This window comes from Pseudomonas rustica, assembly GCF_049959085.1.
GTDB classification, from domain to species: Bacteria; Pseudomonadota; Gammaproteobacteria; order Pseudomonadales; family Pseudomonadaceae; genus Aquipseudomonas; species Aquipseudomonas rustica.
Genome location: NZ_CP188200.1, coordinates 2,501 through 21,886 on the forward strand (window position 1 = coordinate 2,501; position 19,386 = coordinate 21,886).

The window sequence follows — 19,386 nt, forward strand, 5'->3', positions numbered from 1 at the left end:
TGGGGTTATATGGTCAAGTGAAGAAGCGCATACGGTGGATGCCTTGGCAGTCAGAGGCGATGAAAGACGTGGTAGCCTGCGAAAAGCTTCGGGGAGTCGGCAAACAGACTTTGATCCGGAGATGTCTGAATGGGGGAACCCAGCCATCATAAGATGGTTATCTTGTACTGAATACATAGGTGCAAGAGGCGAACCAGGGGAACTGAAACATCTAAGTACCCTGAGGAAAAGAAATCAACCGAGATTCCCTTAGTAGTGGCGAGCGAACGGGGACTAGCCCTTAAGTGGCTTTGAGATTAGCGGAACGCTCTGGAAAGTGCGGCCATAGTGGGTGATAGCCCTGTACGCGAAAATCTCTTAGTCATGAAATCGAGTAGGACGGAGCACGAGAAACTTTGTCTGAATATGGGGGGACCATCCTCCAAGGCTAAATACTACTGACTGACCGATAGTGAACTAGTACCGTGAGGGAAAGGCGAAAAGAACCCCGGAGAGGGGAGTGAAATAGATCCTGAAACCGTATGCGTACAAGCAGTGGGAGCAGACTTTGTTCTGTGACTGCGTACCTTTTGTATAATGGGTCAGCGACTTATTTTCAGTGGCGAGCTTAACCGAATAGGGGAGGCGTAGCGAAAGCGAGTCTTAATAGGGCGTCTAGTCGCTGGGAATAGACCCGAAACCGGGCGATCTATCCATGGGCAGGTTGAAGGTTGGGTAACACTAACTGGAGGACCGAACCGACTACCGTTGAAAAGTTAGCGGATGACCTGTGGATCGGAGTGAAAGGCTAATCAAGCTCGGAGATAGCTGGTTCTCCTCGAAAGCTATTTAGGTAGCGCCTCATGTATCACTGTAGGGGGTAGAGCACTGTTTCGGCTAGGGGGTCATCCCGACTTACCAAACCGATGCAAACTCCGAATACCTACAAGTGCCGAGCATGGGAGACACACGGCGGGTGCTAACGTCCGTCGTGAAAAGGGAAACAACCCAGACCGTCAGCTAAGGTCCCAAAGTTATGGTTAAGTGGGAAACGATGTGGGAAGGCTTAGACAGCTAGGAGGTTGGCTTAGAAGCAGCCACCCTTTAAAGAAAGCGTAATAGCTCACTAGTCGAGTCGGCCTGCGCGGAAGATGTAACGGGGCTCAAACCATACACCGAAGCTACGGGTATCATCTTCGGATGATGCGGTAGAGGAGCGTTCTGTAAGCCTGTGAAGGTGAGTTGAGAAGCTTGCTGGAGGTATCAGAAGTGCGAATGCTGACATGAGTAACGACAATGGGTGTGAAAAACACCCACGCCGAAAGACCAAGGTTTCCTGCGCAACGTTAATCGACGCAGGGTTAGTCGGTCCCTAAGGCGAGGCTGAAAAGCGTAGTCGATGGAAAACAGGTTAATATTCCTGTACTTCTGGTTATTGCGATGGAGGGACGGAGAAGGCTAGGCCAGCTTGGCGTTGGTTGTCCAAGTTTAAGGTGGTAGGCTGAGATCTTAGGTAAATCCGGGATCTTAAGGCCGAGAGCTGATGACGAGTGTTCTTTTAGAACACGAAGTGGTTGATGCCATGCTTCCAAGAAAAGCTTCTAAGCTTCAGGTAACCAGGAACCGTACCCCAAACCGACACAGGTGGTTGGGTAGAGAATACCAAGGCGCTTGAGAGAACTCGGGTGAAGGAACTAGGCAAAATGGCACCGTAACTTCGGGAGAAGGTGCGCCGGTGAGGGTGAAGGACTTGCTCCGTAAGCTCATGCCGGTCGAAGATACCAGGCCGCTGCGACTGTTTATTAAAAACACAGCACTCTGCAAACACGAAAGTGGACGTATAGGGTGTGACGCCTGCCCGGTGCCGGAAGGTTAATTGATGGGGTTAGCTAACGCGAAGCTCTTGATCGAAGCCCCGGTAAACGGCGGCCGTAACTATAACGGTCCTAAGGTAGCGAAATTCCTTGTCGGGTAAGTTCCGACCTGCACGAATGGCGTAACGATGGCGGCGCTGTCTCCACCCGAGACTCAGTGAAATTGAAATCGCTGTGAAGATGCAGTGTATCCGCGGCTAGACGGAAAGACCCCGTGAACCTTTACTATAGCTTTGCACTGGACTTTGAATTTGCTTGTGTAGGATAGGTGGGAGGCTTTGAAGCGTGGACGCCAGTTCGCGTGGAGCCAACCTTGAAATACCACCCTGGCAACTTTGAGGTTCTAACTCAGGTCCGTTATCCGGATCGAGGACAGTGTATGGTGGGTAGTTTGACTGGGGCGGTCTCCTCCTAAAGAGTAACGGAGGAGTACGAAGGTGCGCTCAGACCGGTCGGAAATCGGTCGTAGAGTATAAAGGCAAAAGCGCGCTTGACTGCGAGACAGACACGTCGAGCAGGTACGAAAGTAGGTCTTAGTGATCCGGTGGTTCTGTATGGAAGGGCCATCGCTCAACGGATAAAAGGTACTCCGGGGATAACAGGCTGATACCGCCCAAGAGTTCATATCGACGGCGGTGTTTGGCACCTCGATGTCGGCTCATCACATCCTGGGGCTGAAGCCGGTCCCAAGGGTATGGCTGTTCGCCATTTAAAGTGGTACGCGAGCTGGGTTTAGAACGTCGTGAGACAGTTCGGTCCCTATCTGCCGTGGACGTTTGAGATTTGAGAGGGGCTGCTCCTAGTACGAGAGGACCGGAGTGGACGAACCTCTGGTGTTCCGGTTGTCACGCCAGTGGCATTGCCGGGTAGCTATGTTCGGAATAGATAACCGCTGAAAGCATCTAAGCGGGAAACTAGCCTCAAGATGAGATCTCACTGGAACCTTGAGTTCCCTGAAGGGCCGTCGAAGACTACGACGTTGATAGGTTGGGTGTGTAAGCGCTGTGAGGCGTTGAGCTAACCAATACTAATTGCCCGTGAGGCTTGACCATATAACACCCAAGCAATTTGCTTGCTTCGAAGCTGAAAAGCGAAAGAGCACCAGATTGCGGTGTGTGAAGACGAAACGAACCGAAAGTTCGATGTTCACAAACACCGAAAGCTGTCACATACCCAATTTGCTGAAGCGAGGCCACCTGGTCACGACTCAGTACCCGAATTTCTTGACGACCATAGAGCGTTGGAACCACCTGATCCCATCCCGAACTCAGCAGTGAAACGATGCATCGCCGATGGTAGTGTGGGGTTTCCCCATGTGAGAGTAGGTCATCGTCAAGATTAAATTCCGAAACCCCAATTGCGAAAGCAGTTGGGGTTTTGTTTTGCCCGCAGGAAATGCATGTGCTTGATTTCTATGCAACGGCCCGGGGCATAGCTATTATTCGGGCCTCATTGTGAGGCGAGACCTGCATGTTGACGTTGTTGAACCTTCTGAAGGATGGGCGATTCCATTCTGGTCAGGATCTGGGGGCGGCCCTGGGGATTAGTCGAAGTGCAGTATGGAAACAGCTTCAGCATCTTGAGGCTGAGCTCGGGCTGTCCATCCATAAAGTTCGCGGGCGCGGGTATCAATTGGCGACGCCTCTGATGTTGCTTGATCCTCTCAAAATAGCGGAAATGGCGCCAGGCTGGCCGGTTGCAGTATTCGACTCCATTGACTCGACAAATGCCGAGGGATTGCGCGCGATCGGTCAGGGCCGATCGGCGCCTTTTCTCGTGCTTGCTGAACGGCAGGTGTCTGGGCGCGGACGGAGAGGGCGCAAATGGGTGAGTCCATTTGCTGACAACCTTTATTACAGTCTCGTGCTGCGCATAGATGGCGGAATGCGGCAGTTGGAAGGTTTGAGCCTTGTCGTGGGTCTAGCTGTCATGCACACCTTGCGAAAAGTCGGTGTCGCCGGGGCGGGATTGAAGTGGCCGAACGATGTTCTGGTCGGTAATAAGAAAATCGCCGGTATCTTGCTTGAGCTCGTCGGGGATCCCGCGGACGTCTGTCACGTGGTCTTGGGCATAGGTATCAACGTTAATATGCTGGCCGCTGAGGAAGTCGATCAGCAATGGACATCCGTGCGACTCGAGTGTGGTCAGGTCTGCGATCGCAACGCGTTAGCTGTTCAGTTGAGCGAGCAGTTGCAGGCATATATCCAGCGTCACCAGGATAGAGGCTTCTCGGCTCTACAAGCTGAGTGGCAGGGCGGTCATTTGTGGCAGGGGCGATCTGTTTCATTGATCGCCGGCACTAACCAGATCGATGGTGTTGTGCTCGGAATTGATAATCAAGGTGCGCTGCGATTGCAGGTGGATGGTGTGGAAAAACTCTTTAGTGGTGGTGAGCTCAGCTTGAGGTTGCGTGATGATTCTTGAGCTCGATTGCGGCAATAGCTTCATAAAGTGGCGTGTATTGGACGCCGCGGCTGCGTCTCTCTTTTCTGAGGGGGTGGTCGACTCCGACGCGGCGTTGATCGAAAGTCTGCGCTCACTTGGCAAAATATCTTTGCGTAAATGCCGTTTGGTCAGTGTCAGGACCGCTGAGGAAACCGAAGCGCTCATTAAGCTGCTTGAGCAAGCGTTCGGTGTTTCTGCGGTGTGCGCTCAGCCCGCTCGGGAAATGTCCGGAGTCAAAAACGGCTACGAAGACTATGAGCGGTTGGGGCTTGATCGGTGGCTTGCCATGCTTGGTGGGTATCACCTGGCGTCGGGTGCCTGCCTGGTGCTGGATTTTGGTACGGCAGTTACCGCCGATTTCATCTCGGCAGATGGAGAGCACTTGGGTGGCTTTATCTGTCCGGGCATGCCGTTGATGCGTAATCAGTTGCGAACCCATACACGGAAGATTCGTTATGGAGATGTTGCGGCGGAGCGTGCCTTGACGAGCCTGGCTCCTGGGCGAACCACGGTTGAGGCTGTAGAGCGGGGCTGTTCTTTGATGCTTAAAGGATTTGTACTCACTCAGTTAGATATCGCGCGTGAGTATTGGGGGGAGAGTTTTACAGTGTTTGTCACTGGCGGTGATGCTGACTTGGTTGCCAGTGTTGCTCCTGGTGCTCGTCTCGTCCCGGATTTGGTTTTCGTAGGGTTGGCGATGGCCTGTCCTTTGTCCTGAGGTTTGTATGCGTTGGTTGTTCCTGCTGCTCCTTGTTCTCAATGTGTTCTATTACGTCTGGCACCAGCAGGAAGCTCCTTTGCGTGCCAAGGATGTCACGCCTCTCAGTTTATATAAGGGGTCGCAGCAGGATATTCGGTTGCTAAGTGAGAGCGGCGGCGCCTCCCGCGAGAAATCCGAAACTGCCCAGGGCGAAGAAAAATGCCTTTATGTGGGTGGTTTTGCAGTTCAGGATCCGGCCTTGGCCCTTGAACGGCGCCTTGAGGAAATGAAGGTTCGCTCGCAACCCTTGCAGAAAAACGTCCCGGAGAGTGGTTATTGGCTCCGGATCGCGCCTGAGGGCGAGCGTTTGCTGGGTGATTTACAGCTGCAGAACCTTTCCAAGGAATTCAATGAGTTAAAACATAAAATAATGCTGTGCGAGGGGGTTGCACCTACTGAATAGTTTGCATAGAATGGCGCCCGCTCCACAGCGAAGACCTGAAAAGGTCGCAGCAGTAGAGTGATGTCAATGCAGCTAACCTCAGGTTTTTAAATGAGAAAATGCTTGACAGGGGTTTGGCATAGTATAGAATGCCGGCCTGATTAGGAGGGGTTCCCGAGCGGCCAAAGGGATCAGACTGTAAATCTGACGTCTACGACTTCGAAGGTTCGAATCCTTCTCCCTCCACCAGATTTAAGCGTGAGCTGCAAGCTCCGCGGGTATAGTTTAGTGGTAGAACCTCAGCCTTCCAAGCTGATGATGCGGGTTCGATTCCCGCTACCCGCTCCAAGTTTGCAGGTTGTGCAAAGTGTTTTGCTCTTGTAGCTCAGTTGGTAGAGCACACCCTTGGTAAGGGTGAGGTCAGCGGTTCAAATCCGCTCAAGAGCTCCATATAACAAGGCAGATATGAAAATATCTGCCTTTGTTTTAATGGCTAATGTAGTTTGCTCAATTCTTCTGTTAAGGGTGATATCGATGGCTAAGGAAAAATTTGATCGTTCCCTGCCGCACGTCAACGTTGGGACCATTGGTCACGTTGACCACGGTAAAACCACGCTGACTGCTGCTCTGACTCGCGTTTGCTCCGAAGTGTTCGGTTCGGCAATCGTTGATTTCGACAAGATCGACAGCGCCCCAGAAGAAAAAGCGCGCGGTATCACCATCAACACTGCGCACGTTGAGTACAACTCGAAGATCCGTCACTACGCTCACGTTGACTGCCCGGGTCACGCTGACTATGTGAAGAACATGATCACCGGTGCTGCTCAGATGGATGGCGCTATTCTGGTTTGCTCGGCTGCTGATGGTCCGATGCCACAAACCCGTGAGCACATCCTGCTGTCCCGTCAGGTAGGCGTTCCGTACATCGTGGTTTTCCTGAACAAGGCTGACCTGGTAGACGACGCTGAGCTGCTGGAACTGGTTGAGATGGAAGTTCGCGACCTGCTGTCCACCTACGACTTCCCGGGCGATGACACTCCAATCATCATCGGTTCGGCTCGTATGGCGCTGGAAGGCAAAGACGAAAACGAGATGGGCACCACTGCCGTCAAGAAACTGGTTGAAACTCTGGACAGCTACATCCCAGAACCAGTTCGCGTGACTGACAAGCCGTTCCTGATGCCAATCGAAGACGTATTCTCGATCTCTGGTCGCGGTACTGTTGTGACTGGTCGTATCGAGCGCGGTATCGTTCGCGTTCAGGATCCGCTGGAAATCGTTGGTCTGCGTGACACCACCGTGACTACTTGCACCGGTGTTGAAATGTTCCGCAAGCTGCTCGACGAAGGTCGTGCTGGCGAGAACTGCGGCGTTCTGCTGCGTGGCACCAAGCGTGACGACGTTGAGCGTGGTCAGGTTCTGGTTAAGCCGGGTTCGGTTAAGCCGCACACCAAGTTCACTGCAGAAGTATACGTTCTGAGCAAGGAAGAAGGCGGCCGTCATACTCCGTTCTTCAAAGGCTACCGTCCACAGTTCTACTTCCGTACGACTGACGTGACTGGTAACTGCGAGCTGCCAGAAGGCGTTGAAATGGTAATGCCAGGTGACAACATTCAGATGACTGTTACCCTGATCAAAACCATCGCGATGGAAGACGGTCTGCGTTTCGCTATCCGTGAAGGCGGTCGTACCGTCGGCGCTGGTGTCGTAGCCAAAATCATCGAGTAAATAGTTGTAATGTCTTTTTCGGGCCGGCATAATGGTCGGCCTGATTTTGTTTTAGGTCAGTAGCTCAATTGGCAGAGCGACGGTCTCCAAAACCGTAGGTTGGGGGTTCGATTCCCTCCTGACCTGCCAGATTCACTCAGTGTGTCTGGCTTTCTTTTCACAGGATCTTCATAGATGACTCCTAAGGCTGAAGCTCAAGGCTCTCGCTTCGATCTGCTCAAGTGGCTTGTAGTAGTTGCTTTGGTGGTTGTTGGCGTTGTTGGCAATCAGTATTACTCTGCTTCGCCGATCCTGTACCGCGTGCTGGCATTGCTTGCTCTCGCTGCTGTAGCTGCCTTTGTAGGCTTGCAGACAGCCAAGGGCAAGTCTTTCTTTGTACTGGTTAAGGAAGCTCGCACCGAGATTCGTAAAGTCGTATGGCCAACTCGCCAAGAAACCACGCAGACCACGTTGATCGTAGTGGCTGTTGTTCTGGTTATGGCGTTGCTGTTGTGGGGGCTTGATTCCCTGCTCGGCTGGCTTGTTTCCTTGATTGTCGGCTAAGGGTGTCCCGTGGCTAAGCGTTGGTACGTTGTGCATGCTTACTCGGGTTACGAGAAGCATGTCATGCGCTCTTTGGTAGAGCGTGTAAAGCTGGCTGGCATGGAAGATGGCTTCGGCGAAATTCTGGTTCCCACTGAAGAAGTGGTTGAGATGCGTAATGGCCAGAAACGCAAAAGCGAGCGCAAGTTCTTCCCAGGTTATGTGCTGGTTCAGATGGACATGAATGAGGGTACTTGGCACTTGGTCAAGGATACTCCTCGGGTGATGGGTTTCATCGGCGGTACCGCTGACAAGCCTGCACCAATCACCGATAAAGAGGCAGAAGCAATTCTGCGTCGTGTTGCTGATGGTAGCGACAAGCCTAAGCCGAAGACTCTCTTCGAGCCGGGCGAAACGGTGCGAGTCAACGACGGTCCATTCGCTGATTTCAATGGCGTTGTTGAAGAAGTTAACTACGAAAAGAGCCGGATCCAAGTGGCAGTGCTCATTTTCGGTCGCTCTACTCCGGTAGAGTTGGAGTTCAGTCAGGTCGAAAAGGTCTAACTGAAAAAGCATCCCAACCCCGCAGCCTTAGGCTGTGGGGTTTTGTCGTCACTGGGATAAACGCGCAAGTAACCGGGGAGCCTTTCGAGGCGTTTGAACCCGTAATTGGAGTGCCTCATGGCCAAGAAGATTACCGCTTACATCAAGCTGCAAGTGAAGGCCGCTCAGGCTAACCCAAGCCCACCTGTTGGTCCAGCTCTGGGTCAGCACGGCGTGAACATCATGGAATTCTGCAAGGCTTTCAACGCCCGTACTCAGGGTCTTGAAGCTGGTCTGCCGACTCCAGTGATCATCACTGTCTACAGCGACCGTAGCTTCACTTTCGAAACCAAGTCCACCCCTGCTTCGGTTCTGCTGAAGAAAGCGGCTGGTCTGACTAGCGGTTCCGCTCGTCCGAACACCGTCAAGGTTGGCACCGTTACCCGTGCTCAGCTGGAAGAAATCGCGAAAACCAAAAACGCGGATCTGACTGCAGCTGATATGGATGCGGCCGTGCGTACCATCGCCGGTTCCGCTCGTAGCATGGGCCTTAACGTGGAGGGTGTGTAATGGCTAAGCTGACCAAGCGCCAAAAGGCTATCGCCGGCAAAATCGAAGCAGGCAAAAGCTACAGCTTTGTAGATGCTGCTGCCCTGCTGGCTGAGCTGTCGACTGTCAAGTTCAGCGAGTCGTTCGACATTGCTGTAAACCTGGGTGTAGACCCGCGTAAATCCGACCAGGTTGTTCGTAGCGCTACTGTGCTGCCACACGGCACTGGCAAGACCGTTCGCGTTGCTGTGTTCACCCAAGGCCCAGCTGCTGAAGCCGCTCTGGCTGCCGGCGCTGATCGCGTAGGTATGGACGACCTGGCTGCCGAAATGAAAGGCGGCGACCTGAACTATGACGTAGTGATCGCATCCCCGGATGCAATGCGCGTTGTAGGTCAACTGGGTCAGATCCTCGGCCCACGTGGTCTGATGCCTAACCCTAAGGTTGGTACCGTAACTCCAGACGTAGCGACTGCTGTTAAAAACGCTAAAGCTGGTCAGGTTCGTTATCGCACCGACAAAAACGGCATTATCCACACCTCCGTTGGCAAGATGGGCTTCGACGCCGTCAAGCTGAAGGAAAACGTTGAAGCCCTGATCGCTGATCTGAAGCGTATCAAGCCAGCTTCCTCGAAAGGTATTTACGTTAAGCGCGTTACCCTGAGCACCACTATGGGCCCAGGTCTGGTTATCGACCAGAGCTCGCTGGACGCTTAAGAAAAAAGTTGGCGTGCTTTGCACGTCAATTGAAAGATTGGGGTCCCTGCCTGGCGGGGGCTATCCAAGACCGTAGGCGACGCAAGTCTTAATACACAAGCCTACGCAGATGGTGCTCCCGGTTCCTTACCGAATCAGACACCAAAACGACATTCGGTTTCGATCGAATGAAACGGTAACAAGCAGGAGTTAACCCGTGGCAATTTATCTCGAAGACAAGAAGGCCATCGTCGCTGAAGTCAACGAGGCTGCCAAAGTCGCTCTGTCCGCTGTCGTGGTTGATGCACGTGGCGTAACAGTAGGCGCAATGACCGGACTCCGTAAAGAGGCTCGTGAAGCTGGCGTTTACGTACGTGTTGTACGTAACACCCTGCTCAAGCGCGCTGTTGCTGACACTGAATACAGTGTTCTCAACGACGTGTTCACCGGCCCGACCTTGATCGCATTCTCCAACGAACACCCGGGCGCTGCTGCTCGTCTGTTCAAAGAGTTCGCTAAAGGTCAGGACAAGTTCGAGATCAAGGCAGCTGCGTTCGAGGGCAAGTTCCTCGCAGCTAATCAGATCGACGTACTGGCAAGCCTGCCGACCCGTGACGAAGCAATTTCCCAGCTGATGAGCGTGATTCAAGGCGCTACCAGCAAATTGGCTCGTACTCTGGCGGCACTTCGCGACCAGAAAGAAGCTGCTGCAGCCTAAGGCTGAGCGTTTCCTTTTATCGCGTATTTTTGTTTATTTCGATGGCCTCCAGGCTATCCCCCAATTCAGGAAATAAGTCATGTCTCTGACTAACGAACAAATCATCGACGCAATCGGCGAAAAATCGGTTCTGGAAATCGTTGAGCTGATCAAAGCAATGGAAGAGAAGTTCGGCGTATCCGCTGCCGCTGCTTCTGCTGGTCCAGCTGCTGCTGCCGCTGTTGTTGAAGAGCAAACCGAGTTCAACGTAATCCTGAAAGGCGCTGGCGAGAAGAAAGTCAACGTGATCAAGGCTGTACGTGAACTGACCGGTCTGGGTCTGAAAGAAGCCAAGGAGAAGGTTGACACCGCTCCTCAGGTTATCGCTGAAGGCGTTTCGAAAGAAGCTGCTGAAGACGCGAAGAAGAAGCTGGAAGAAGCAGGCGCTGAAGTCGAAGTTAAGTAACTTTCGACTTTGCACCTCCAGCCCGAGCGTCAAGCGACAGGCTGATGGCTGGTGGCTCTTGCCACCGGCCTTTTTCCGTTATTGGCAGCCGACTGGGTCGGTGCTGATAAAGGCGCTGTAACCACCCAATGCGGTGGCGCAAACCATGGGGTTTGCACGATTTTCTGGCTGCTCCCGTCGGGAGGGGCCAAACAAGCAGGTGACCAAGCTGGGGAACGCTGATGGCTTACTCATATACTGAGAAAAAACGTATCCGCAAGGACTTTAGCAAGTTGCCGGACGTCATGGATGTGCCTTACCTCCTGGCCATCCAGCTGGATTCGTATCGTGAATTCTTGCAAGCGGGAGCGACTAAAGATCAGTTCCGCGACGTGGGCCTGCATGCGGCCTTCAAATCCGTTTTCCCGATCATCAGCTACTCCGGCAATGCTGCGCTGGAGTACGTCGGTTATCGCCTGGGCGAACCGGCATTTGATGTCAAAGAATGCGTATTGCGCGGTGTAACTTTCGCCGTACCTTTGCGGGTAAAAGTGCGCCTGATCATTTTCGACAAAGAATCGTCGAACAAAGCGATCAAGGACATCAAAGAGCAAGAAGTCTACATGGGTGAAATCCCCCTGATGACTGAGAACGGTACCTTCGTAATCAACGGTACCGAGCGTGTAATCGTTTCCCAGCTGCACCGTTCCCCGGGCGTGTTCTTCGACCACGACCGCGGCAAAACGCATAGCTCCGGCAAACTGCTGTACTCCGCGCGCATCATTCCTTACCGCGGTTCGTGGCTGGACTTCGAGTTCGACCCGAAAGACTGCGTATTCGTGCGTATCGACCGTCGTCGCAAGCTGCCGGCATCGGTACTGCTGCGCGCGCTCGGCTATACCACTGAAGAAGTGCTGGACGCTTTCTACACCACCAACGTTTTCCACCTGAGCGGCGAAACCCTCAGCCTGGAACTGATTGCTTCGCGTCTGCGTGGTGAAATTGCGGTTCTGGACATTCAGGACGAGAAGGGCAAGGTCATTGTTGAAGCGGGCCGCCGTATTACCGCGCGCCACATCAACCAGATCGAAAAAGCCGGCATCAAGACCCTGGAAGTACCTCTGGACTACGTCCTGGGCCGTACGACCGCCAAGGTCATCGTGCACCCGGCTACCGGCGAAATCCTGGCAGAGTGCAACACCGAGCTGAACACCGAAGTCCTGGCAAAAATTGCCAAGTCCGGCGTTGTTCGCATCGAAACTCTGTACACCAACGACATCGACTGCGGTCCGTTCGTTTCTGACACGCTGAAGATCGACTCCACCAGCAACCAATTGGAAGCGCTGGTCGAGATCTATCGCATGATGCGTCCAGGCGAGCCGCCAACCAAAGACGCTGCCGAAACCCTGTTCAACAACCTGTTCTTCAGCCCTGAGCGCTATGACCTGTCTGCGGTCGGCCGGATGAAGTTCAACCGTCGTATCGGTCGTACCGAGATCGAAGGTTCGGGCGTGCTGTGCAAGGAAGACATCGTCGCGGTACTGAAGACTCTGGTCGACATCCGTAACGGTAAGGGCATCGTCGATGACATCGACCACCTGGGTAACCGTCGTGTTCGCTGCGTAGGCGAAATGGCCGAGAACCAGTTCCGCGTTGGCCTGGTACGTGTTGAGCGTGCGGTCAAAGAGCGTCTGTCGATGGCTGAAAGCGAAGGCCTGATGCCGCAAGACCTGATCAACGCCAAGCCAGTGGCTGCGGCGGTGAAAGAGTTCTTCGGTTCCAGCCAGCTCTCGCAGTTCATGGACCAGAACAACCCGCTGTCCGAGATCACCCACAAGCGTCGTGTCTCTGCACTCGGCCCTGGCGGTCTGACTCGTGAGCGCGCAGGCTTTGAAGTCCGTGACGTACACCCGACTCACTACGGTCGTGTATGCCCGATTGAAACGCCGGAAGGTCCGAACATCGGTCTGATCAACTCCCTGGCTGCGTACGCTCGCACCAACCAGTACGGCTTCCTGGAAAGCCCGTACCGTGTGGTGAAAGAGGGTGTCGTCACCGACGAGATCGTGTTCCTGTCCGCTATTGAAGAAGCCGATCACGTGATCGCGCAGGCTTCGGCGACCATGAACGACCAGAAAGTCCTGATCGACGAACTGGTAGCCGTACGTCACCTGAACGAATTCACCGTTAAGGCGCCTGAAGAAGTCACCTTGATGGACGTTTCGCCGAAGCAGGTAGTTTCGGTTGCAGCGTCGCTGATTCCGTTCCTCGAGCACGACGACGCCAACCGTGCGTTGATGGGTTCGAACATGCAGCGTCAAGCTGTACCAACCCTGCGCGCTGACAAGCCGCTGGTAGGTACTGGCATGGAGCGTAACGTAGCCCGTGACTCCGGCGTTTGCGTCGTGGCTCGTCGTGGCGGCGTGATCGATTCCGTCGACGCCAGCCGTATCGTGGTTCGTGTTGCTGATGACGAAGTTGAAACCGGCGAAGCTGGTGTCGACATCTACAACCTGACCAAATACACCCGCTCGAACCAGAACACCTGCATCAACCAGCGTCCGCTGGTGCGTAAGGGTGATCGCGTTCAGCGTAGCGACATCATGGCCGACGGCCCGTCCACCGACATGGGTGAACTGGCACTGGGTCAGAACATGCGCATCGCGTTCATGGCATGGAACGGCTTCAACTTCGAAGACTCCATCTGCCTGTCCGAGCGTGTTGTTCAAGAAGACCGTTTCACCACGATCCACATTCAGGAACTGACCTGTGTGGCCCGTGACACCAAGCTTGGGCCTGAAGAGATCACTGCGGACATCCCTAACGTGGGTGAAGCTGCACTGAACAAACTGGACGAAGCCGGTATCGTTTATGTTGGTGCTGAAGTTGGCGCAGGCGACATCCTGGTCGGTAAGGTCACTCCGAAAGGCGAGACCCAACTGACTCCGGAAGAAAAACTGCTGCGTGCAATCTTCGGTGAAAAAGCCAGCGACGTTAAAGACACTTCCCTGCGTGTACCTACTGGTACCAAAGGTACTGTCATCGACGTACAGGTCTTCACCCGCGACGGCGTTGAGCGTGATGCTCGTGCACTGTCGATCGAGAAGACTCAGCTCGACGAGATCCGCAAGGATCTGAACGAAGAGTTCCGTATCGTTGAAGGCGCGACCTTCGAACGTCTGCGTTCCGCTCTGGTAGGCCACAAGGCTGAAGGCGGCGCAGGTCTGAAGAAAGGTCAGGACATCACCGACGAAGTACTCGACGGTCTTGAGCATGGTCAGTGGTTCAAACTGCGCATGGCTGAAGATGCTCTGAACGAGCAGCTCGAGAAGGCTCAGGCCTATATCGTTGATCGCCGCCGTTTGCTGGACGACAAGTTCGAAGACAAGAAGCGCAAACTGCAGCAGGGCGATGACCTGGCTCCAGGCGTGCTGAAAATCGTCAAGGTTTACCTGGCAATCCGTCGTCGCATCCAACCGGGCGACAAGATGGCCGGTCGTCACGGTAACAAAGGTGTGGTCTCCGTGATCATGCCGGTTGAAGACATGCCGCACGATGCCAATGGCACCCCGGTCGACGTCGTCCTCAACCCACTGGGCGTACCTTCGCGTATGAACGTTGGTCAGATCCTTGAAACCCACCTGGGCCTCGCGGCCAAAGGTCTGGGCGAGAAGATCAACCGGATGATCGAAGAGCAGCGTAAAGTCGCTGAACTGCGTACCTTCCTCGACGAGATCTACAACCAGATCGGCGGTCGTAACGAAGATCTGGACAGCTTCTCCGATCAGGAAATCCTGGATCTGGCGAAGAACCTGCGTGGCGGCGTTCCAATGGCCACTCCAGTGTTCGACGGCGCCAAGGAAAGCGAAATCAAGGCCATGCTGAAACTGGCAGACTTGCCGGAAAGCGGCCAGATGCAGCTGACTGACGGCCGTACCGGCAACAAGTTCGAGCGTCCAGTTACCGTTGGCTACATGTACATGCTGAAGCTGAACCACTTGGTAGACGACAAGATGCACGCTCGTTCTACCGGTTCGTACAGCCTGGTTACCCAGCAGCCGCTGGGTGGTAAGGCGCAGTTCGGTGGTCAGCGTTTCGGGGAGATGGAGGTCTGGGCACTGGAAGCATACGGTGCTGCTTACACTCTGCAAGAAATGCTCACAGTGAAGTCGGACGATGTGAACGGCCGTACCAAGATGTACAAAAACATCGTGGATGGCGATCACCGTATGGAGCCGGGCATGCCCGAGTCCTTCAACGTGTTGATCAAGGAAATTCGTTCCCTCGGCATCGATATCGATCTGGAAACCGAATAACACGTGACGCGAATCGAGAGCGGGGCAGGATTGCCCGCTCTCTGCTCCGCCAGGAGGAAAGGCCTTGAAAGACCTACTGAATTTGCTGAAAAACCAGGGTCAAGTCGAAGAGTTCGACGCCATCCGTATCGGATTGGCCTCGCCTGAGATGATCCGTTCGTGGTCGTTCGGTGAAGTTAAAAAGCCGGAAACCATCAACTACCGTACGTTCAAACCTGAGCGTGACGGCCTGTTCTGCGCCAAGATCTTTGGCCCGGTAAAGGATTACGAGTGCCTGTGCGGTAAGTACAAGCGCTTGAAACACCGTGGTGTGATCTGCGAGAAGTGCGGCGTTGAAGTTGCACTGGCCAAGGTTCGTCGTGAGCGCATGGCGCACATCGAACTGGCTTCGCCGGTTGCCCACATCTGGTTCCTGAAATCGCTGCCGTCCCGTATCGGCCTGCTGATGGACATGACCCTGCGTGATATCGAACGCGTTCTCTACTTCGAGAGCTATGTCGTTATCGACCCGGGCATGACCACCCTTGAAAAAGGTCAGCTGCTGAACGACGAGCAGTACTTCGAAGCGCTGGAAGAGTTCGGTGACGACTTCGACGCCCGCATGGGTGCTGAAGCTGTCCGTGAACTGCTGCACGCTATCGACCTGGAACACGAGATTGGCCGTCTGCGTGAAGAAATTCCGCAAACCAACTCCGAAACCAAGATCAAGAAGCTGTCCAAGCGTCTGAAGTTGATGGAAGCCTTCCAGGGTTCCGGCAACCTGCCAGAGTGGATGGTGCTGACCGTTCTGCCGGTTCTGCCGCCAGATCTGCGTCCACTGGTACCACTGGATGGCGGTCGTTTCGCGACTTCCGACCTCAACGATCTGTATCGTCGAGTGATCAACCGTAACAACCGTTTGAAGCGCCTGCTGGATCTGTCCGCTCCGGACATCATCGTGCGCAACGAAAAGCGTATGTTGCAGGAAGCTGTCGATGCTCTGCTCGACAACGGTCGTCGTGGTCGTGCTATCACTGGTTCAAACAAGCGTCCTCTGAAATCCCTGGCTGACATGATCAAGGGTAAGCAAGGTCGTTTCCGTCAGAACTTGCTCGGTAAGCGTGTTGACTACTCCGGTCGTTCGGTAATTACCGTAGGCCCGACCCTGCGTCTGCACCAGTGCGGTCTGCCGAAGAAGATGGCTCTCGAGCTGTTCAAACCGTTCATTTTCGGCAAGCTCGAAATGCGTGGTCTCGCGACCACCATCAAAGCGGCCAAGAAAATGGTCGAGCGCGAACTGCCAGAGGTTTGGGACGTTCTCGCTGAAGTGATTCGCGAACACCCGGTTCTTCTCAACCGTGCACCGACCCTTCACCGTCTGGGTATCCAGGCGTTTGAACCGGTACTGATCGAAGGTAAGGCTATCCAGCTGCACCCTCTGGTCTGTGCCGCGTACAACGCCGACTTCGACGGCGACCAAATGGCCGTGCACGTACCGCTGACACTGGAAGCCCAGTTGGAAGCGCGTGCGTTGATGATGTCGACCAACAACATTCTGTCGCCAGCCAACGGTGAGCCAATCATCGTTCCGTCGCAGGACGTTGTATTGGGTCTGTACTACATGACTCGTGAAGCGATCAACGCCAAGGGCGAAGGTCGTGTATTCGCGGATCTGCAGGAAGTTGACCGTGTGTTCCGTGCCGGCGAAGCCGCACTGCACGCCAAAGTTAAAGTACGTATTAACGAAACCGTTAATGATCGTGACGGTGGCAGCGTCAAGAACACCCGTATCGTCGACACTACCGTTGGCCGTGCGCTGTTGTTCCAGGTTGTTCCGCCAGGTCTGTCGTACGACGTCGTCAACCTGCCAATGAAGAAAAAGGCGATCTCCAAGCTGATCAACCAGTGCTACCGCGTGGTTGGTTTGAAAGAGACCGTGATCTTCGCTGACCAGTTGATGTACACCGGTTTCGCTTACTCGACCATCTCCGGCGTTTCCATCGGTGTTAACGACTTCGTTATCCCGGACGAGAAAGCCCGCATCATCGGTGCAGCTACCGACGAAGTGAAAGAGATCGAGAGCCAGTACGCCTCCGGCCTGGTAACCCAGGGCGAGAAGTACAACAAAGTGATCGACCTTTGGTCGAAAGCGAACGACGAAGTTTCCAAGGCAATGATGGCCAACCTCTCGAAAGAGAAGGTTATCGACCGTCACGGCGTTGAAGTCGATCAAGAGTCTTTCAACTCGATGTACATGATGGCCGACTCGGGTGCGCGGGGTTCCGCAGCACAGATTCGTCAGCTGGCCGGTATGCGTGGTCTGATGGCCAAGCCGGACGGTTCCATCATTGAAACGCCGATTACTGCGAACTTCCGTGAAGGTTTGAGCGTACTTCAGTACTTCATCTCCACTCACGGTGCTCGTAAAGGTCTGGCGGATACCGCGTTGAAAACTGCGAACTCCGGTTACCTGACTCGTCGTCTGGTAGACGTGGCGCAGGATCTGGTTGTAACCGAGATCGATTGCGGCACCGAACACGGTCTGCTGATGACTCCGCACATTGAAGGCGGTGACGTTGTAGAGCCGTTGGGTGAGCGCGTATTGGGTCGTGTTATTGCCCGTGACGTATTCAAGCCTGGTACCGAAGAAGTCATCGTTCCTGCCGGCACGCTGGTAGACGAGAAGTGGGTCGAGTTCATCGAACTCAACAGCATCGACGAAGTGATCGTTCGCTCGCCGATCAGCTGCGAAACCCGCTACGGTATCTGCGCCAAGTGCTACGGCCGCGATCTGGCCCGTGGTCACCAGGTGAACATCGGTGAAGCGGTCGGCGTTATCGCTGCCCAGTCCATCGGTGAGCCGGGTACCCAGCTGACCATGCGTACGTTCCACATCGGTGGTGCGGCAAGCCGGACCTCTGCAGCTGACAGCGTTCAGGTGAAGAATGGCGGTACCGTCCGTCTGCACAACCTGAAACACGTTGAGCGAGTAGATGGTTGCCTGGTAGCTGTGTCCCGTTCCGGTGAGTTGGCAATTGCTGACGAATTCGGTCGCGAACGCGAGCGTTACAAGCTGCCGTACGGTGCTGTGATTTCGGTTAAAGAAGGTGACAAGGTCGACGCTGGCGCAATCGTGGCCAAGTGGGATCCGCACACTCACCCGATCGTTACCGAAATGAAAGGTACCGTGACCTACGTGGGCATGGAAGAAGGCATCACGATCAAGCGTCAGACTGACGAATTGACCGGTATGACCAACATTGAAGTACTCGACGCGAAAGATCGTCCAGCTGCCGGTAAAGACATCCGTCCTGCCGTTAAGATGGTCGATGACAACGGCAAGGATCTGTTGCTGCCAGGCACTGACGTTATCGCTCAGTACTTCCTGCCAGCCAACGCCCTGGTCGGTGTAGCGGATGGTGCGAAGATCGCGATCGGTGATGTTATCGCGCGTATCCCGCAAGAAACTTCGAAGACCCGTGACATCACCGGTGGTCTGCCGCGTGTTGCCGACTTGTTCGAAGCTCGTCGTCCGAAAGAAGCGTCGATTCTGGCTGAAGTCAGCGGCACCATCGCGTTCGGTAAAGAGACCAAAGGCAAGCGCCGCCTGGTCATTACCCCGAACGACGGTAGTGATCCGTATGAAGAGCTGATTCCGAAGTGGCGTCACCTCAACGTCTTCGAAGGCGAACAGGTAAACCGCGGCGAAGTTATCTCCGACGGTCCAAGCGATCCGCACGACATCCTGCGTCTGCTGGGTGTGAGTGCGCTGGCCAAGTACATCGTTAACGAGATCCAGGACGTTTACCGTCTGCAAGGCGTGAAGATCAACGATAAGCACATCGAGACCATCTTGCGTCAGATGCTGCGTAAAGTTGAGATCGCTGAATCCGGCGATTCGAGTTTCATCAAGGGCGACCAGATGGAACTGACTCACGTACTGGTAGAGAACGAGCGTCTGGGCGCGGAAGACAAGTTTGTCTCCAAGTTCACTCGCGTTCTGCTGGGTATCACCAAGGCGTCGTTGTCCACCGAATCGTTCATCTCGGCGGCTTCCTTCCAGGAAACCACTCGTGTACTGACCGAAGCGGCAGTCACCGGCAAGCGCGATTACCTGCGCGGCCTGAAAGAAAACGTAGTCGTGGGTCGTCTGATTCCGGCTGGTACTGGCCTGGCATATCACAGCGAGCGCAAGCGTCGTCGTGAAGCAGACAAGCCGTTGCGCGTAAGCGCCAGTGAAGTGGAAGCTGCACTGACCGAAGCGTTGAACTCGAGCGGTAACTGAGTTCTGCGATAAATGAGAGTAGGGCCCTGATCGCCCCGTTCGTCGAATCGAGACATTTTGTCGAGGTTCGAGGGGCGGGGAGGTCGGGGCCTTGCCTTGACTGGGGACAAGATCCTCTTTAGACTCTTGATCCCCTAAATTTGGCGGGAATTCGTTCCTGCCATTTTGCTTTTCTTGCAAGACAATA

General features: G+C 54.4%; 12 protein-coding genes, 4 tRNA genes and 2 rRNA genes. All 18 read left to right on the forward strand.

The window, feature by feature from the left end:
* Positions 1-11: 11 nt before the first annotated feature.
* The 18 genes from ACP3TY_RS00020 to rpoC all read left to right on the forward strand — a co-directional run bounded on the left by ACP3TY_RS00020 (position 12) and on the right by rpoC (position 19,199).
* Positions 12-2,905 (forward strand): 23S ribosomal RNA (locus tag ACP3TY_RS00020).
* Positions 2,906-3,075: 170 nt separating this feature from the next.
* A 5S ribosomal RNA gene (gene rrf / locus ACP3TY_RS00025) occupies positions 3,076-3,191 on the forward strand.
* A 132-nt stretch (positions 3,192-3,323) separates the two neighbouring features.
* Positions 3,324-4,277, forward strand: coding sequence for a bifunctional biotin--[acetyl-CoA-carboxylase] ligase/biotin operon repressor BirA (birA, locus tag ACP3TY_RS00030; protein ID WP_426619027.1), 954 nt, complete (start codon positions 3,324-3,326; stop codon positions 4,275-4,277).
* Positions 4,267-5,016, forward strand: a complete 750-nt coding sequence (locus ACP3TY_RS00035) for a pantothenate kinase (protein ID WP_159814928.1) — start codon at positions 4,267-4,269, stop codon at positions 5,014-5,016. Before birA ends, ACP3TY_RS00035 begins: the two co-directional genes overlap by 11 nt.
* A 7-nt stretch (positions 5,017-5,023) precedes the next feature.
* Positions 5,024-5,461 (forward strand): hypothetical protein, encoded by a 438-nt coding sequence (locus ACP3TY_RS00040; RefSeq protein ID WP_426619028.1) that lies wholly within the window; start codon positions 5,024-5,026, stop codon positions 5,459-5,461.
* Positions 5,462-5,604: 143 nt separating this feature from the next.
* Positions 5,605-5,689: transfer RNA gene (locus tag ACP3TY_RS00045), tRNA-Tyr, on the forward strand.
* A gap of 25 nt (positions 5,690-5,714) precedes the next feature.
* Positions 5,715-5,788: transfer RNA gene (locus ACP3TY_RS00050), tRNA-Gly, on the forward strand.
* 26 nt (positions 5,789-5,814) lie between these two features.
* Positions 5,815-5,890 (forward strand) — tRNA-Thr (locus ACP3TY_RS00055).
* An 84-nt stretch (positions 5,891-5,974) separates the two neighbouring features.
* Entirely contained in the window at positions 5,975-7,168 is a 1,194-nt protein-coding gene (gene tuf / locus ACP3TY_RS00060; RefSeq protein WP_426619029.1) for an elongation factor Tu, read from the forward strand.
* 53 nt (positions 7,169-7,221) lie between these two features.
* Positions 7,222-7,297 (forward strand) — tRNA-Trp (locus ACP3TY_RS00065).
* Positions 7,298-7,342: 45 nt separating this feature from the next.
* The gene (gene secE / locus ACP3TY_RS00070; RefSeq protein WP_008081915.1) at positions 7,343-7,711 is read left to right on the forward strand and encodes a preprotein translocase subunit SecE; all 369 of its coding nucleotides are present in this window, start codon (positions 7,343-7,345) and stop codon (positions 7,709-7,711) included.
* A 9-nt stretch (positions 7,712-7,720) separates the two neighbouring features.
* On the forward strand, positions 7,721-8,254 hold the full coding sequence (gene nusG, locus ACP3TY_RS00075) for a transcription termination/antitermination protein NusG (RefSeq protein ID WP_007916492.1): 534 nt from the start codon (positions 7,721-7,723) through the stop codon (positions 8,252-8,254).
* A gap of 117 nt (positions 8,255-8,371) precedes the next feature.
* The gene (gene rplK / locus ACP3TY_RS00080) at positions 8,372-8,803 is read left to right on the forward strand and encodes a 50S ribosomal protein L11 (protein ID WP_003228756.1); all 432 of its coding nucleotides are present in this window, start codon (positions 8,372-8,374) and stop codon (positions 8,801-8,803) included.
* Positions 8,803-9,498, forward strand: a complete 696-nt coding sequence (gene rplA, locus ACP3TY_RS00085) for a 50S ribosomal protein L1 (protein ID WP_053124322.1) — start codon at positions 8,803-8,805, stop codon at positions 9,496-9,498. Before rplK ends, rplA begins: the two co-directional genes overlap by 1 nt.
* A 196-nt stretch (positions 9,499-9,694) precedes the next feature.
* Positions 9,695-10,195 (forward strand): 50S ribosomal protein L10, encoded by a 501-nt coding sequence (gene rplJ / locus ACP3TY_RS00090; RefSeq protein ID WP_053124320.1) that lies wholly within the window; start codon positions 9,695-9,697, stop codon positions 10,193-10,195.
* Between the two features lie 79 nt (positions 10,196-10,274).
* Positions 10,275-10,640: a 50S ribosomal protein L7/L12 gene (rplL, locus tag ACP3TY_RS00095; RefSeq protein ID WP_053124318.1), complete on the forward strand. Its 366-nt coding sequence runs from the start codon at positions 10,275-10,277 to the stop codon at positions 10,638-10,640.
* Between the two features lie 221 nt (positions 10,641-10,861).
* On the forward strand, positions 10,862-14,935 hold the full coding sequence (gene rpoB, locus ACP3TY_RS00100) for a DNA-directed RNA polymerase subunit beta (protein ID WP_008081909.1): 4,074 nt from the start codon (positions 10,862-10,864) through the stop codon (positions 14,933-14,935).
* Positions 14,936-14,999: 64 nt separating this feature from the next.
* Positions 15,000-19,199, forward strand: coding sequence for a DNA-directed RNA polymerase subunit beta' (gene rpoC, locus ACP3TY_RS00105; RefSeq protein WP_053124316.1), 4,200 nt, complete (start codon positions 15,000-15,002; stop codon positions 19,197-19,199).
* Positions 19,200-19,386 lie beyond the last annotated feature (187 nt).

Coding starts and splice junctions, on each gene's coding strand:
- birA (WP_426619027.1), top strand. CDS start 3,324: ATGTTGACGTTGTTGAACCTTCTGAAGGATGGGCGATTCCATTCTGGT.
- ACP3TY_RS00035 (WP_159814928.1), top strand. CDS start 4,267: ATGATTCTTGAGCTCGATTGCGGCAATAGCTTCATAAAGTGGCGTGTA.
- ACP3TY_RS00040 (WP_426619028.1), top strand. CDS start 5,024: ATGCGTTGGTTGTTCCTGCTGCTCCTTGTTCTCAATGTGTTCTATTAC.
- tuf (WP_426619029.1), top strand. CDS start 5,975: ATGGCTAAGGAAAAATTTGATCGTTCCCTGCCGCACGTCAACGTTGGG.
- secE (WP_008081915.1), top strand. CDS start 7,343: ATGACTCCTAAGGCTGAAGCTCAAGGCTCTCGCTTCGATCTGCTCAAG.
- rplK (WP_003228756.1), top strand. CDS start 8,372: ATGGCCAAGAAGATTACCGCTTACATCAAGCTGCAAGTGAAGGCCGCT.
- rplA (WP_053124322.1), top strand. CDS start 8,803: ATGGCTAAGCTGACCAAGCGCCAAAAGGCTATCGCCGGCAAAATCGAA.
- rplL (WP_053124318.1), top strand. CDS start 10,275: ATGTCTCTGACTAACGAACAAATCATCGACGCAATCGGCGAAAAATCG.
- rpoB (WP_008081909.1), top strand. CDS start 10,862: ATGGCTTACTCATATACTGAGAAAAAACGTATCCGCAAGGACTTTAGC.